Origin of the sequence: Sphingomonas arvum, assembly GCF_026013565.1 — a bacterium.
Lineage (GTDB): Bacteria > Pseudomonadota > Alphaproteobacteria > Sphingomonadales > Sphingomonadaceae > Sphingomicrobium > Sphingomicrobium arvum.
Genome location: NZ_JAPDOB010000002.1, coordinates 418204 through 432043 on the forward strand (window position 1 = coordinate 418204; position 13840 = coordinate 432043).

Here is a 13840-nt window from a genome sequence, read left to right on the forward strand (position 1 = left end):
TGCAAGAAGGGCGGCACCGTCGCCGGCACCGCCCTTCCCAAGTTCAGATGTTCAGTCCTGACCCGGTCAGGGGCGCTCGCCCGGAGTGCCCGGCGCCGGAGCGCCCGGCAGCGACGCCACGCCAACGTTGGGCGGGGCGTCCGGATCGAGCTCCGGCACGTCGAAGATCCCGCGGCCGACGTGGCTGCGGCTGCGCGAGTAGCCGAAGTAGACCAGCAGGCCGATGGCGCCCCACACGATCAGCACCAGCTGGGCGATCGGCGGCAGGTTGAGGTACAGCCCGACGCAGCCCGCAATGGCCAGCGGCGCGATCACGAACACGGCCGGAGTGCGGAACGGGCGGCGCCGGTTCGGGTCCTTGCGGCGCAGCACCAGCACCGCGAGCGCCACCATGGCGAAGGCGAACAGGGTACCCGAGTTCGAATAGTCCGCCAGCTTGCCGACTGGCAGGAAGGCAGCCGCGAGCGTGACCACGATGCCAGTGAAGGCAGTAACCACGTGCGGCGTCTTGAACTTCGGGTGGACCGCGGCGAGCCGCTCCGGCAGCAGGCCGTCACGCGCCATGACGAAGAAGATGCGGGTCTGGCCGAACATCATCATCAGCACGACGGACGGCAGGGCGATGAACGCCGCGACGCCCATCAGGTCGCCAAGCCGCTCATAGCCGATCGAGCGCAGGACGTGCGCCAGCGCTTCCTTGGAGCATACCAGCGGCTCGAGTGCCCCGCCTGAAGTGATCGCGTTGCACTGGGCGGTCAGTTCGGCGGAGCCCGGCGCCAGCACCGCGCCGGCCGCGCTGCGCACGGGGTCGGCCCCGATCGCGCCGATCGCGCCCGCGGCCACCAGCAGGTAGAACAGGGTGCAGAACAGCAGGGAGCCGATCAGGCCGATCGGCACGTTACGCTGCGGATTGACGGTTTCCTCCGCGGCAGTGGAAACCGCGTCGAAGCCGACATAGGCGAAAAAGATCGAGGCCGCCGCGCCAACCACGCCGTAGGTGCCCCAGCCGTTGGGAATGAACGGCGTGAAGTGGGCGCCGTTCAGCACCGGCAAGGTCAGAACCACGAACACGCCGAGCGCGAACACCTTCACCAGCACCAGCGCCGAGGTGAAGCGGGCGCTTTCCTTGGTGCCGAGGATGAGGAGGCCGGTGACCAGCAGCGCGATCACCACGGCCGGCAGGTTGATGATGCCGCCGCCGTCCGGTCCGGAGGCGAGCGCCAGGGGAAAGTCGATGCCCCAGCTGCGCAGCAGGCCCACAAAGTAGCCGGACCAGCCCACCGCCACCGCGGACGCGCCCACCGCATATTCAAGGATCAGCGCCCAGCCGACCATCCAGGCGAGGAGCTCGCCCATCACCGCATAAGTATAGGTGTAGGCCGAGCCGGACACCGGCACCATAGAGGCGAGCTCCGAGTAGCAGAGCGCGGCCACCGCGCAGACGAAGCCCGCGATGACAAAGCTGATCATCATCGCTGGGCCGGCCTTTTGCGCGGCTTCGGAGGTGAGCACGAAGATACCGGTACCGATCACGGCCCCGATGCCCAGCATGGTCAGCTGGAATGCGCCGAGCGAGCGGTGCAGGCCCTTCTTCTCGGCCGTGGCGAGGATTGCATCGAGCGGCTTGACCCGTCCGAAGATCCCCTCCTGTGGTGCTACAGTTGCCATGAAACTCCCCTAAACTCCTGTGGCGGCGGAGCGTAGCGGCAAACGCCGGAGGAGCAAGCTCCTAGCGCGAGAGCATCGGGCCGAGCGGCTGCCCGCCGAAAATGTGAACGTGGAGATGCGGCACTTCCTGGCCGGCCCGCTTGCCCACGTTGCTGAGCACCCGGTAACCCTGGGTGGACGCCTCGACCAATCGCGCCGCTTCACCGACCGCTCGGGTCAGGGCGGCCATCTCCGCGTCGGAAGCGCGAGCGGAGAAATCATCCCAGCTGACGTACGGCCCTTTGGGCAGGGCCAGCAGGTGCACGGGGGCGAGCGGATTGACGTCGTGGATCACGACGGCATGCTGGTTTTCGTAGACTTTCCTGGCGGGTAGCTCGCCGCGCAAGATCTTCGCGAACACGTTCGTTTCGTCGTACGGCTGCGTGTGGTCGATCGGCATTAGCCTATTTCCCCGGTTGACCCTGATTGCCGCCCCGCTACCACGGACGGCCATGGCCGACGAGACGCCCGAGAGCCTGATTCCCTACGACGAGATCGTGCAGGAAGCGCTGCGCGACGTGGTCGGCCGCGTGTTGAGCGCGGTGGAGGCAGGCGGATCGCTGCCCGGCGGGCACCACTTCTACATCACGTTCAAGACTCGCATGACAGGGGTCGAGATCCCCAAGCACCTGTCCCAGCGGTTTCCGGACGAGATGACCATTGTCATCCAGCACCGATACTGGGACCTCAAGGTGGCGGCGGACCATTTCACGGTGGGCCTAAGCTTCGGTGGTGTGCCGGCGACCCTGCGCGTGCCGTTCGCGGCGGTGACCGACTTCGTGGATCCGGCGGTGGACTTCAGCCTGAAGTTCCAGGCGAACGGGGCCGACGGCGCGCCGCACGAGGAGCATGACCAGCCGGAGAATGACGCGCCGGTGGTCAAGACGGCGGACGACGGATCCAACGTCGTCAGCGTGGATTTCACGCGCAAGAAGTGACTTCTTTGCTGCCTCGGGCTTGACCCACGGTCTGCCTTCCTTTTGACGCGCCTCCAACGAACAAAGCGGACCTCGGCTAAACACCGGGGTGACGAAAGGATGATCATGGCCAGCCAGACCCGTACCGAAACCGACAGCTTCGGCCCGATCGAGGTGCCCGCGGATTGCTACTGGGGCGCGCAGACGGAGCGGAGCCTCGGCAACTTCCCGTTCGGGGAGCGGGAGCGGATGCCGATCGGGCTGGTACGGGCGCAGGCGATCGTCAAGCAGGCCGCGGCGCGGGTGAACCGGCGCCATGGGCTCGACCCCAGGCTGGCCGACGCCATGGAAGCCGCGGCCGCGGCGATCGTCCGGGGCGAGCATGACGACCAGTTTCCGCTGTCGATCTTCCAGACCGGTAGCGGCACCCAGACCAACATGAACGTCAACGAGGTGATCGCCGGCCTTGCCAACGAGGCGCTGGCCGGCACCCGCGGGGGCAAGAGCCCGGTCCATCCCAACGACCACGTTAACAAGTCGCAGAGCTCCAACGACAGCTTCCCGACCGCGCTGCACGTGTCCGCGGTGCTCGCGACCGAGCAGCAGTTGCTGCCGGCGCTCGATCGACTGACCGGGGCGCTGGAGGAGAAGGCGCGGGCGTGGGACGGCATCGTCAAGATCGGCCGCACCCATACGCAGGACGCGACCCCGCTGACGCTGGGTCAGGAGTTCAGCGGTTACGCGGCGCAGCTGCATTCCTGCCGAGCGCGGATCGAGGGCGCGATGAACGGCAACCTCCGCAAGCTGGCGATCGGAGGCACGGCCGTTGGTACCGGTCTCAACGCGCCGGAGGGCTGGGCCGACGACATGGTCGCGGCAATCAGCGACATCGCGGGCACGCGGTTTGAGCCCGCCCCTAACAAGTTCGCCGAGATGGGCGCGCGCGACGCCCTGGTCTTCTTCCATGGTGCGCTGGCGACGCTGGCGGTGGCGTTGACCAAGATCGGCAACGACATTCGCTTTCTTGGTTCCGGTCCCCGCTCTGGTCTCGGCGAGCTAAGCCTGCCCGAGAATGAGCCGGGCAGCTCCATCATGCCGGGCAAGGTCAACCCGACGCAGGTGGAATCGCTGACGATGGTCGCCGCGCAGGTGATCGGGAACGGCCAGGCGGTGACGGTTGGTGGCCTCCAGGGTCACTTCGAGCTGAACGTCTTCATGCCGCTGATCGGCGCCAACGTGCTGCGCTCGATCTCGCTACTGTCCGTCGGGATGGTCAGCTTCGCCGAACGCTGCGTCGACGGCATGCAGGCGAACGAGGAGCACATCCGCGACCTCGTTGCGCGCAGCCTGATGCTGGTGACGGCGCTGGCGCCCGAGATCGGCTACGACAATGCCGCGACCATCGCCAAGCACGCGCACAAGAAGGGCCTGACGCTGAAGGAAGCGGGAGTCGAGTTGGGCCTGGTGGACGAGGCGACCTTCGACCGGGTGGTCAAGCCGGAGCTGATGCTGGGGCGGTAAGCCCCAACGTCACAGGCGCCAGTTCAGCCGGACGCCGATGTTATCGATGCCGGGGTTCTGCTTGCCGAACAGCTGGGCGTGGCTGAGGTGCACCCAGCTCGCCTCGACGCCGAGGCGGTCGGTAGCCTGCAGGCCAATTGCGAGCTCGGGCTCGAACAGGACCCGGCTGCCGAACTCGATCTTGCCGTTGCCGGGCACTTCATAGTTGCGGGCCGAGCCGTTGTGGATGGCGACGCCAACGCCGGGCCGGACGTAGAGCCGGTCGCCAAACCGGTAGCTGAGGCCAGCCGCGGCGTAGCTGGTGTCGCCCTTGGTGTTGAGCGCGCCGAAGACGTACGGCTGCAGCCGCGTGCGGCCGACCCCGCCAAAGCGATAGCCGAGCGACAGGTCAACGCCGCTTTCCTCGCTGCTGCTCAGCGACAAGGGCGTGTTGACGGCCTGGCGGTGGACGCCGGCGAATACCTCCCCGGCGTCGGCGGGCGTGGCGGCAAGGAAGGCGAGCGGGACAAGCGCAAGGTTCATGACCCTGGGAACGCTCCAATCGTGATTAGGCACCCGCCTGCCAATGGCGGATGGCGTTGTTGGGGGCGAGCAGCATCCAGACGTTGAGCGTCAGGTTATCGCGGATGATCGCCAGGGGGATCAGCTCCAGGATCACGACCAGCATGATGGTGGCCCACAATGGGAGGCGCTTCGCGAGCCAGAAGCCGAGACCCATCATCAGGACATCGCTGACCGAATTAAGGATGGAATCGCCACGGTAGCCCAGCGCGATCGTCGCCACCCGGTAGCGGTTGATGATCACGGGCGAGTTCTCGACCAGCTCCCACGCGCTCTCGACCAGGGTGGCGTACAGGAGGCGGCGTTCGACCGGCACCTTCTTCAGCAGCAGTGCGCCGGCGGCGTAGAACAGGATGCCGTGGATGACGTGGCTGAAGCTATACCAGTCCAGTAGCATCTGGCTCTGCTGCGGGCCGACATCGCCCCACAGCTCGATCCGATGGCAGGTGCAGATGGGCGGGCGGCCCATCAGCCACAGGATGGCCGCAGCGGCGAGCAGGACCAGGAAGCTGGCGGCAAGCGCCCGGTGCGTCTTGCTCACCCGACCTCGACGGTGACATGGGCGAAGCGGGGATCGGGGCCGATCCGGCGGCGAACTTCGCCTGGGGTGACGGGGCCGGCGACCGCGACGATCGCGGCGTAGCGGCCGGGGCCAACCTGCCAGATGTGGAAGTCGTGGATGGCCGCGTCGCCCGGTGCTTCAATCCGCTGGCGGACGCCGTCGCAGAGCGCCTGGTCAGGCACGCGGTCGAGCAGCACGGCGGCCGTGTCGCGGATCAGGCCGCGGCTCCATACCAAAATCACCAGCGCACCGACGAGGCCCACCGCGGGATCGAGCCAGCGCACCCCGAGCCACCAGCCAGCCGCCAGCGCGAGGATGGCGAGCACGCTGGTCAGCGCGTCGGACAGGACGTGGAGGTAGGCCGAGCGCAAATTGTGGTCGTGATGGTGGTGATCATGGCCGTGGTCATGGTCATGGTCATGGTGACCCTGGTCGTGTCCGTGGCCGAGCAGCGCCGCGCTGGCGAGGTTCACCGCGAGGCCGATCACCGCCACGACTAGCGCTTCGCCGAACTGGACGTCCTGCGGTGCGCGCAGGCGACCGATGCTCTCCCAGGCGATGCCCAGTGCCACCGCCGCCAGCCCCAACGCCGAGGCAAAGCCGGCGAGGCTGCCGAGCTTGCCGGTGCCGAAACTGTAGCGCGGGTCGGTCGACCACCGCCGCGCTAGCCAGTAGGCCCAGGCAGCGATTCCGAGCGCCAGCGTATGGGTTGCCATGTGCCACCCGTCCGCCACCAGCGCCATGGAGCCGGTGACCGTGCCGAGACTGATTTCGGCCACCATCATGATGGCCGACAGCAGGACCACCCAGCGGGTGCGCCGCTCGTTGCGCTCGTGCGACGCGCCGAGGAAGTCGTGATGATGGGCCTGGGCCATGTGGGCGGAGGGGCTAGCGGGCTGGGCAGGGCTTGCCAAGCGGCGGCCGGCGTCGGACACAGCCGCCGATGCTGCGCACCTACGGCCCAAGCTGCGACGGAAGCCTGCTTGACGCTGGGCACGGGCCGATCTCGCCCACCGCCACCTGGATCGACCTCGAGGAACCCACGCGGGAGGAGGACAAACTGGTCGAGCAACTGCTCGGTCTGGCGGTACCGACCCGCGATGACCTAGCGGAGATTGAGCCCTCGAGCCGCCTGTATGAGCGCGACGGGGCGCTTTACATGACGCTGAGTACATTGCGCGGCGTAGAGGAAGGCCAGCCGACCGCCGAGCCGATTGGCTTCGTGCTGGCCGGGAATCGGCTGGTCACCATCCGTTACGCCAGTCCGAAGCCGGTGCGCGCCTTTGCCGCCCATGTCCGGCGCGAGCCGGAGCGGGCGCGCGACGCACTAAGCGTGTTGGTCGGGCTGGTAGACGCGATCGTGGACCGGCTTGCGGACGAGCTGGAGGCGGCCGGCGCCGAGATGGACACGATTTCCAGCAACATTTTCGCCAAGAGCGCGGATGAGCGGCGCATCCCCGCCCAGCAGCTGACGGCCATGCTGACGCGGATCGGGCGGGCGCAGTCGCTATTGGCGCGGATCCGGGAGACGACGCTCAGCACCGTCCGGTTCCTCAGCTTCCTGATGGGGTCGGCCCGGCTGCACGAGACCGACTGCACGGGCTCACGCAATCACCTGGGCAGCCTGCAGACGGACGCCGCCGCGCTGCTAGATCATGCGGGTTACCTCAGCGACAACATGACGTTCCTGCTGGACGCGTCGCTGGGCCTGATCAGCGTGGAGCAGAATGCGGCGATGAAGCTGTTCAGCTGGGCAGCGCTGGTGTTCCTGCCGCCGACCCTCATTGCCGGCATCTTCGGCATGAACTTCCACCACATGCCGGAACTGGATGAGCCATGGGGTTATCCGATGGCGCTGGCGCTGATGTTCCTGAGTGCGGTGCTGCCGCTATGGTATCTTAAGCGGCGGGGATGGATCTAGGCTTGTGGCAGGTCTCTTCGATCGGAGCTTGCAGCCGGCTTCTCCAGGTTAGGCTCGCAGCAGCCAGGCGCCCTTGTGCTGGCTGGCGATCACCGGATCGACGCCCGCGCCAACCGGCTCGGCGGCGCAGCGGCGGGCGAGAGATACCTGCGAAAAACGGGACACCGGCACTCCGTCTCCGCCACGAACAGCCTCGGCCCGAACCAAAGCAGCCATGCGGCGGCGGTAATCCTGAGCGCTGATCATCGACGGGTCCCCACTGGAAAGTTCTTTCCCAACGTTAACAATGCCTTTGGCGTGGCTTTGTTCCGCCTCGTGCAACGGTTTGAGCAACGGCTCGTTTGAGCGGCGTAATGGCGAACGGGAAGAAAAGCCGGCTCGTGACCATTGGGGACGCGATCTCCGACTGGACATCCAAGCTGTTTGCCCACCCTTACATGCAGGTGGGCGTGATCGTCTTCTGCGTCCTGTGGTTCGCGTTCGGCTGGCACGCCGACACGCTCACTGCTGCCCTGTCGGTGGTCGCCATCACCCTGACCCAGATGGTGCTGAACGGGCAGTATGAGCGCGAAGGCGAGGCGCACCGGCGCGACATCGCGATGCACGCCAAGCTCGATGAGTTGATCAAGGCGACCAAGCGCGCGCGAGACGAGATGGTCGGGATCGAGGAGCTGGAGGAAGAGCAGATCGCCGAGCTGAAGGAAGAGGCCAAGGAGGCGATCGACGCACAGGGCGATCGGGCCGGCGATCCCCAGGAGCGCGAAACCGCCAAGGCAGCGGTGGAACAAGCCGCCGCCAAGCGGCGCAGCCGGGTGAAATCCAGGGCTTGAGCCCCTATGTTTGCGGGGGTCCGGCAGGCTTGCTAAGGGCCGCGCCAACTCACCCGACACACAGGATTGCGTCTCCATGATCCCTACCGGCCAGGATAGCTTGTCCACTCGCACGACCCTGGAGGCGGGCGGCAAGCGCTATGCTTATTACAGCCTGGCCAAGGCGGCGGAGCAGCTAGGCGACGTGAGCCGCCTGCCGTTTTCCATGAAGGTGCTGCTGGAGAACCTTCTGCGCTTCGAGGATGGGACCACCGTCACTCGCGACGACCTGCAGGCGATGGCCGACTGGCTGAAGGAGCGGAAGATCGCGCGGGAGATCCAGTATCGCCCGGCGCGCGTGCTGATGCAGGATTTCACGGGCGTTCCGGCGGTGGTCGACCTCGCCGCCATGCGCGACGCGATGAAGAACCTCGGCGGCGATCCGCAGAAGATCAATCCGCTGGTTCCGGTGCACCTGGTGATTGATCACTCGGTGATGGTGGACGAGTTCGGCACGCCGAAGTCCTTGGACCAGAATGTGGACCTCGAATACGCTCGCAACCGCGAGCGCTACGAGTTCCTGAAGTGGGGCAGCCAGGCGTTCGACAACTTCCAGGTGGTGCCGCCGGGAACCGGCATCTGCCACCAGGTGAACCTCGAATACATCTCGCAGACGGTGTGGAGCTCGGCCGACCAGACCGGAGAGGAAGTGGCCTATCCCGACACGCTGGTCGGGACCGATAGCCACACCACCATGGTCAACGGCCTGGGCGTGCTCGGGTGGGGCGTCGGCGGGATCGAGGCCGAGGCGGCGATGCTCGGCCAGCCGGTGTCGATGCTGATCCCCGAAGTGGTCGGCTTCCGCCTGACGGGCAGCCTCAAGGAAGGCATCACCGCCACCGATCTGGTGCTGACGGTTACCCAGATGCTGCGTGCCAAGGGCGTGGTCGGGCGCTTTGTCGAGTTCTTCGGCCCTGGCCTGGACGCGATGACGCTGGCCGACCGGGCCACCATCGCCAACATGGCACCGGAATATGGCGCGACCTGCGGCTTCTTTCCGGTCGATCACCGCACGATCGAGTACATGCGCCTGTCCGGCCGCGACGAGGATCGCATCCAGCTGGTCGAGGCCTATGCCAGGGCCCAGGGCATGTGGCGCGACGCCGACACGCCCGACCCGCTGTTCACCGATACGCTGGAGCTGGACCTGTCATCGGTCGAGCCGAGCCTCGCGGGTCCCAAGCGGCCGCAGGACCGGGTGCTGCTGAGCGATGTCGACGATCAGTTCAATGCCGAGCTGGAGGGCACCTACAAGAAGGGTCAGGACCCGCGCGTGCCGGTCGATGGCGAGCAGTTCGACGTCGGCAACGGCGACGTGGTGATCGCGGCCATCACCAGCTGCACCAACACCTCGAACCCCAGCGTGCTGATCGCGGCCGGCCTGGTCGCCCGCAAGGCGCGCGAGTTCGGGCTCGACCGCAAGCCGTGGGTTAAGACCAGCCTCGCGCCGGGCAGCCAGGTGGTCACCGACTACCTCGACCGGGCGGGCCTCAGCGAGGACCTCAACGCCATCGGTTTCGACCTCGTCGGCTATGGCTGCACCACCTGCATCGGCAATTCAGGTCCCTTGGCCGAGCCGATTAGCCAGGCCATCAACGACAAGGATCTGGTGGCCGTGTCGGTATTGTCCGGCAACCGCAACTTCGAAGGTCGCGTGTCGCCCGACTGTCGGGCCAATTATCTCGCAAGCCCGCCGCTGGTCGTCGCCTATGCCTTGGCCGGCACGGTGCGCAGCGACATCACCCGCGAGCCGATCGGCACCGCCCGCAACGGGCAGCCGGTTTATCTCAAGGACATCTGGCCGACGAACGACGAGATCCGCGCCCTTATTGATGCGCACGTCCACTCGGACCTGTTCCGCGCGCGCTACGCCGACGTCTACAAGGGCGACGAGCGGTGGCGTGGGATCGAGGTGACCGGCAGCGACACGTACAGCTGGCCGGCCGGGTCCACCTACATCGCGAACCCGCCCTACTTCGAAGGCATGAGCATGACGCCCAAGCCGATCGAGGATATCGACGGCGCCAGCACGCTGGCGGTGTTCGGCGACAGCATCACCACGGACCACATCTCGCCGGCCGGCTCGATCAAGGCCGACAGCCCCGCCGGCAAGTGGCTGCAGGAGCGGCAGGTCCCGCGGGCTGAGTTCAACAGCTATGGCGCCCGGCGGGGCAACCACGACGTGATGATGCGCGGGACGTTCGCCAACATCCGCATCCGCAACAAGATGCTGACGGGCGTCGAAGGCGGTTTCACGCGGCATATCCCCTCAGGCGAGCAGCTGCCGATCTACGACGCGGCGATGCGCTACAAGGCGGAAGGGACGCCGCTGGTGATCCTGGCCGGCAAGGAATATGGCACCGGTTCTTCCCGCGACTGGGCGGCGAAGGGCACCTTCCTGCTTGGGGTGCGGGCGGTGATCGCCGAGAGCTTCGAGCGCATCCACCGGTCCAACCTGGTCGGCATGGGCGTGCTCCCGCTGCAGTTCAGGGATGGCGAAACGGCGGCCAGCCTCGGGCTGGACGGCACCGAGACCTTCTCGATCGCCGGCGTTGCCGAAATCAAGCCGCGCCAGGACGTCGAAGTGACTGTGACCGAGCATGACGGGTCCACCCGGACCATCACCGCGCGGTGCCGGATCGATACCTACAACGAGCTGGAATATTTCCACGCCGGCGGCATCCTGCCCTACGTGCTGCGTAAGCTGGCGGCGTGACCGAGAAGCTTTTGGTGGACGTGGCAGGGTGGCTCGCCGCCCTGCTGATCCTCGGTGGCTATGCGCTGCTGACGGCGGGCAAGGTCAATGCGAAAAGTCCGCTCTACCAGGGCATGAACGTGGTCGGCGCGGTCGGCTTCGTCATCAACTCGGGCTATTTCAGGGCTTGGCCGTCGGCAGCGCTGAACGTGATCTGGGCCGGGATCGGGATCGTCGCGCTGGTGAAGATCGCCAGCGCTCGGCGCCGGGCTCCGGCAGCGGGCTAGGCGTTCGCCGCCGCATCCACTCCCGAACGCAGCCAATCGGGCAGGGCAAGTTCGCTGAGGTCCTCTATCCGGCGATGCTCCACGGCTAGGCCGAGGTCGGGATAGAAGGCCTTGGTCCGGGGCCCGGGCTCACCAGCCGGAATCACGACCAGGCGGCGATTGACCTTGCTGCGCCAGTTCATTCGCGCGGTATTTTCCTGCCCGACGTAGCAGCCCTTCGTGAAGCTCACGCCATTGAGCTCGGCCGCATTGCATTCGAGCCAAAGCAGGTCGCCGAGCTCCGCACGCCCTTCGCAGACGCCCAATCGGAGGCGATGTTCGCGCCAGCCTGCGGCGGGTTCCCCAGCGGGTGCCAGCCACCGGTGCCCGAGTGCGGGCAGGCGAGGATCACGGATTCCCTCGGCGACTTCCGCCGACCAGTGCACGGCAAGCCTTTCGTCCCGCTCAATCTGGATCGCGCGCCGAAGGCGATAGAGCGCGAGCCGCTTCAGCAAGTCGTCCGCTGCCGTCGCCTCGCAGTCGAGCAGGAGGTCATCGCCGCCCTGTCCTGAGCCGGTCGAAGGGTCAGCCCACACCAGGAAGTCGAACAGGCACTTGCCCTGTGGAGTCAGCAGGCCCGCCCACACCGGTAACGGGCCAGCGACGTCGTTGGTGACTAGCCCCTGTAGGAACCCGCGCGCGTCCTCGCCGGACAGGCGGAGCAGGGCGCGGTCGCTGAGGGTGGTCGCGGGCATGGGCCCAAGCTAGGAAGCCGGTGTGGAAACGCAAAGCCTTACCATCCGCCGGCCCGACGATTGGCACCTTCACCTGCGCGACGGCGACATGCTGGCGGCGGTGGCGCCGTACAGCGCGCGGCAGTTCGCGCGGGCGATCATCATGCCCAACCTGGTGCCGCCGGTGACCACCGTCGCGGCGGCATCGGCCTATCGCGAGCGCATCAGGGCAGCGGCGGGTCCTGGCTTCGAGCCGCTGATGACCTGCTACCTGACAGACGAAGCGAGCCCGGGCGAGCTGGAGCGCGGCCATGCCGAAGGCGTGTGGGTCGCGGCCAAGCTCTATCCGGCGGGCGCCACCACCAACAGCGCGTCCGGGGTCACTGACATCCGCAACATCGCGCCGGCGCTGGAGCGCATGCAGCGCATCGGCATGCCGCTGCTGGTGCATGGCGAGGTGACCGATCCGGCCATCGACATCTTTGACCGCGAGGCCGTGTTCATCGACCGGGTGCTGACTGGCGTCCTGCGGGACTTTCCCGCGCTCAAGGTCGTGTTCGAGCATATCACTACGGCCGACGCGGCGCAGTTCGTCGCCGGCGGACCGAAGCGGCTGGCGGCGACGATCACGCCACAGCACCTCCACCTCAGCCGCAACGCGATCTTCGCCGGGGGGCTGCGTCCGCACGCCTACTGCCTGCCCGTGCTGAAACGGGAGCGGCACCGGCTCGCCGTACGCGCGGCCGCCGTGTCAGGCAGTCCCAAGTTCTTCCTCGGCACGGACAGCGCGCCGCACCTGCGCGCGGCCAAGGAGTCCGGCTGCGGCTGCGCGGGCATCTTCAATGCGCCACATGCGCTGGAAAGCTATCTGTCGGTGTTCGAAGAGGAAGGCGCGCTGGAGAGGTTCGAGGCGTTCGTGTCCTCGAATGGCGCGCTCTTCTATGGCCTGCCACTCAACGAGGGCACGATCAGGCTTGAACGGGCGGCGGTGACGGTGCCGGAGCAGCTGCCGGCTGCCGGTTCAACGCTGGTGCCGTTCCATGCCGGCGAGACGCTGGGGTGGCGGCTGGCCTAATCGGTCGAGGGGGTCGTCCGGCCGCGGCCGTCGGGGCCGAGGATGGCGCCGAAGTGCCCCTCGACGCGGGCGTAGCATTCGCAAGCCGCAGCCTCGAGGCCATCCCGGTCGACCACCTGGATGGCGCCGCGACGGTTGGCGATCAGGCCCTGCTCCCCGAGCACTCGGGCCACGGCATTCACCGTGGTGCGCTGCACCCCGAGCAGGCTGGCCAGACTCTCCTGCGTCAGCGCCAAACGGTCGCCGCCGACCCGGTCCTGGGCGTGGAGCAGCCAGCGAGCGGCCCGTGCCTCGATCGGGTGGAAGCTGTTGCAGGCGACCGATTGCATGACCTGGGCGAGCAGCGCGTCGCCGTAGCGGCAGAACAGCTCCTGCAAGTGGGGGCTGGCCTGCTTCGCCGACTGCAGCACTGCCATCGGGATGGAAGCGGCGCGGCCGCCGATCTGGACCACGGCGTTGGTGAAGGCCGGGGCGACGCCCGAACTGACCATGCCGCCGACCGCGCCTTCCTTGCCGATGGACGCAACCTCGACCGAGCGGCCGCCGGACAATTCCGTGATCATCGAGACCATCAGGCCGTCGAAAGGGAATAGCGAGCGATCGACCAGCCCGCCCGCCGTCAGCACGCGCTCACCCGGCTCCAACGAAATCACGGTCATGTGCTCGGCGAGCAACTCGCGCTCGGCCGCCGACAAGCTGGCGAGCAGCCGGTTACCGGCGAAGGCGGCGTCCAGCGGAAGGGTTGGCAAGCTGTTCACCGGCAAGTCCATGCACACCCTTCGCGTCCATCAGGCAAGGGAGCCGCATGCGAAAACGCCCCTCCCGCGCGGAGTATTACGTCAACGTTCCGACCCTTCGCAATAGCTTAGATTATAAGGACTTAGCCTGTACGTACTGTCGGCAACACGACATAGTCGCAGTGTCGGGGGACCGACCTGCGAAGCTGAACTGATCCCGTCATGCGCACGACGGTCACACGGGCGGTTGAACCGCTGCGCGCCCTCCGCTAAGC

Annotated in this window: 15 protein-coding genes; 7 read left to right on the plus strand and 8 right to left on the minus strand. The window is 67.1% G+C overall.

Features of this window, described 5'->3' with window-relative positions; all coding sequences use genetic code 11:
- Positions 1-66: 66 nt before the first annotated feature.
- Both OMW55_RS09535 and OMW55_RS09540 read right to left on the minus strand, forming a co-directional pair.
- Positions 67-1668, minus strand: a complete 1602-nt coding sequence (locus OMW55_RS09535; protein WP_264882700.1) for an amino acid permease — start codon at positions 1666-1668, stop codon at positions 67-69.
- Positions 1669-1729: 61 nt separating this feature from the next.
- Positions 1730-2107, minus strand: a complete 378-nt coding sequence (locus OMW55_RS09540; protein WP_264882701.1) for an HIT domain-containing protein — start codon at positions 2105-2107, stop codon at positions 1730-1732.
- Positions 2108-2159: 52 nt separating this feature from the next.
- Here OMW55_RS09540 and OMW55_RS09545 point away from each other — a divergent pair, with 52 nt between their 5' ends.
- Both OMW55_RS09545 and fumC read left to right on the plus strand, forming a co-directional pair.
- Complete coding sequence (locus OMW55_RS09545) at positions 2160-2645, plus strand: SspB family protein (RefSeq protein WP_264882702.1); 486 nt, start codon at positions 2160-2162, stop codon at positions 2643-2645.
- Positions 2646-2750: 105 nt separating this feature from the next.
- Complete coding sequence (fumC, locus tag OMW55_RS09550) at positions 2751-4145, plus strand: class II fumarate hydratase (protein WP_264882704.1); 1395 nt, start codon at positions 2751-2753, stop codon at positions 4143-4145.
- A gap of 9 nt (positions 4146-4154) precedes the next feature.
- On the opposite strand, the gene OMW55_RS09555 is transcribed toward fumC, so the two are convergent.
- The 3 genes from OMW55_RS09555 to dmeF are packed head-to-tail and all read right to left on the minus strand — an operon-like array spanning position 4155 to position 6143.
- Entirely contained in the window at positions 4155-4667 is a 513-nt protein-coding gene (locus OMW55_RS09555) for an acyloxyacyl hydrolase (RefSeq protein ID WP_264882705.1), read from the minus strand.
- A 25-nt stretch (positions 4668-4692) separates the two neighbouring features.
- Entirely contained in the window at positions 4693-5247 is a 555-nt protein-coding gene (locus OMW55_RS09560) for a DUF2585 domain-containing protein (protein ID WP_264882707.1), read from the minus strand.
- On the minus strand, positions 5244-6143 hold the full coding sequence (dmeF, locus tag OMW55_RS09565; RefSeq protein ID WP_264882709.1) for a CDF family Co(II)/Ni(II) efflux transporter DmeF: 900 nt from the start codon (positions 6141-6143) through the stop codon (positions 5244-5246). Before dmeF ends, OMW55_RS09560 begins: the two co-directional genes overlap by 4 nt.
- 68 nt (positions 6144-6211) lie before the next feature.
- On the opposite strand from dmeF, the gene OMW55_RS09570 reads away from it, so the two are divergent.
- Positions 6212-7189 carry a magnesium transporter CorA family protein gene (locus tag OMW55_RS09570; RefSeq protein ID WP_264882710.1) on the plus strand — a complete coding sequence of 326 codons (978 nt, stop codon included), beginning with the start codon at positions 6212-6214 and terminating at the stop codon, positions 7187-7189.
- Between the two features lie 48 nt (positions 7190-7237).
- Here the strand turns inward: OMW55_RS09570 and OMW55_RS09575 are convergent, their stop codons facing one another.
- A complete protein-coding gene (locus OMW55_RS09575; protein WP_264882711.1) occupies positions 7238-7435 on the minus strand; it encodes a hypothetical protein in 198 nt (65 codons plus the stop codon).
- 134 nt (positions 7436-7569) lie between these two features.
- Here OMW55_RS09575 and OMW55_RS09580 point away from each other — a divergent pair, with 134 nt between their 5' ends.
- From OMW55_RS09580 to OMW55_RS09590, 3 genes are all read left to right on the plus strand, one after another.
- Positions 7570-8019, plus strand: a complete 450-nt coding sequence (locus OMW55_RS09580; RefSeq protein WP_264882713.1) for a low affinity iron permease family protein — start codon at positions 7570-7572, stop codon at positions 8017-8019.
- 76 nt (positions 8020-8095) lie between these two features.
- The gene (gene acnA, locus OMW55_RS09585; RefSeq protein ID WP_264882715.1) at positions 8096-10774 is read left to right on the plus strand and encodes an aconitate hydratase AcnA; all 2679 of its coding nucleotides are present in this window, start codon (positions 8096-8098) and stop codon (positions 10772-10774) included.
- Positions 10771-11040 (plus strand): CBU_0592 family membrane protein, encoded by a 270-nt coding sequence (locus tag OMW55_RS09590; RefSeq protein WP_264882716.1) that lies wholly within the window; start codon positions 10771-10773, stop codon positions 11038-11040. The genes acnA and OMW55_RS09590 overlap by 4 nt, the downstream gene beginning before the upstream one ends.
- Here the strand turns inward: OMW55_RS09590 and ygfZ are convergent.
- On the minus strand, positions 11037-11774 hold the full coding sequence (ygfZ, locus tag OMW55_RS09595; protein WP_264882717.1) for a CAF17-like 4Fe-4S cluster assembly/insertion protein YgfZ: 738 nt from the start codon (positions 11772-11774) through the stop codon (positions 11037-11039). The genes OMW55_RS09590 and ygfZ overlap by 4 nt on opposite strands.
- A 22-nt stretch (positions 11775-11796) precedes the next feature.
- On the opposite strand from ygfZ, the gene pyrC reads away from it, so the two are divergent.
- Entirely contained in the window at positions 11797-12828 is a 1032-nt protein-coding gene (gene pyrC, locus OMW55_RS09600; RefSeq protein WP_264882718.1) for a dihydroorotase, read from the plus strand.
- Here pyrC and OMW55_RS09605 read toward each other — a convergent pair.
- On the minus strand, positions 12825-13586 hold the full coding sequence (locus tag OMW55_RS09605) for a Crp/Fnr family transcriptional regulator (protein ID WP_264882719.1): 762 nt from the start codon (positions 13584-13586) through the stop codon (positions 12825-12827). The genes pyrC and OMW55_RS09605 overlap by 4 nt on opposite strands.
- Positions 13587-13840 lie beyond the last annotated feature (254 nt).

Bases quoted from the DNA above. Each gene is read 5' to 3' on its own strand.
- OMW55_RS09535 (WP_264882700.1), bottom strand. From the start codon at position 1,668: ATGGCAACTGTAGCACCACAGGAGGGGATCTTCGGACGGGTCAAGCCG.
- OMW55_RS09540 (WP_264882701.1), bottom strand. From the start codon at position 2,107: ATGCCGATCGACCACACGCAGCCGTACGACGAAACGAACGTGTTCGCG.
- OMW55_RS09545 (WP_264882702.1), top strand. From the start codon at position 2,160: ATGGCCGACGAGACGCCCGAGAGCCTGATTCCCTACGACGAGATCGTG.
- fumC (WP_264882704.1), top strand. From the start codon at position 2,751: ATGGCCAGCCAGACCCGTACCGAAACCGACAGCTTCGGCCCGATCGAG.
- OMW55_RS09555 (WP_264882705.1), bottom strand. From the start codon at position 4,667: ATGAACCTTGCGCTTGTCCCGCTCGCCTTCCTTGCCGCCACGCCCGCC.
- dmeF (WP_264882709.1), bottom strand. From the start codon at position 6,143: ATGGCCCAGGCCCATCATCACGACTTCCTCGGCGCGTCGCACGAGCGC.
- OMW55_RS09570 (WP_264882710.1), top strand. From the start codon at position 6,212: ATGCTGCGCACCTACGGCCCAAGCTGCGACGGAAGCCTGCTTGACGCT.
- OMW55_RS09575 (WP_264882711.1), bottom strand. From the start codon at position 7,435: ATGATCAGCGCTCAGGATTACCGCCGCCGCATGGCTGCTTTGGTTCGG.
- acnA (WP_264882715.1), top strand. From the start codon at position 8,096: ATGATCCCTACCGGCCAGGATAGCTTGTCCACTCGCACGACCCTGGAG.
- ygfZ (WP_264882717.1), bottom strand. From the start codon at position 11,774: ATGCCCGCGACCACCCTCAGCGACCGCGCCCTGCTCCGCCTGTCCGGC.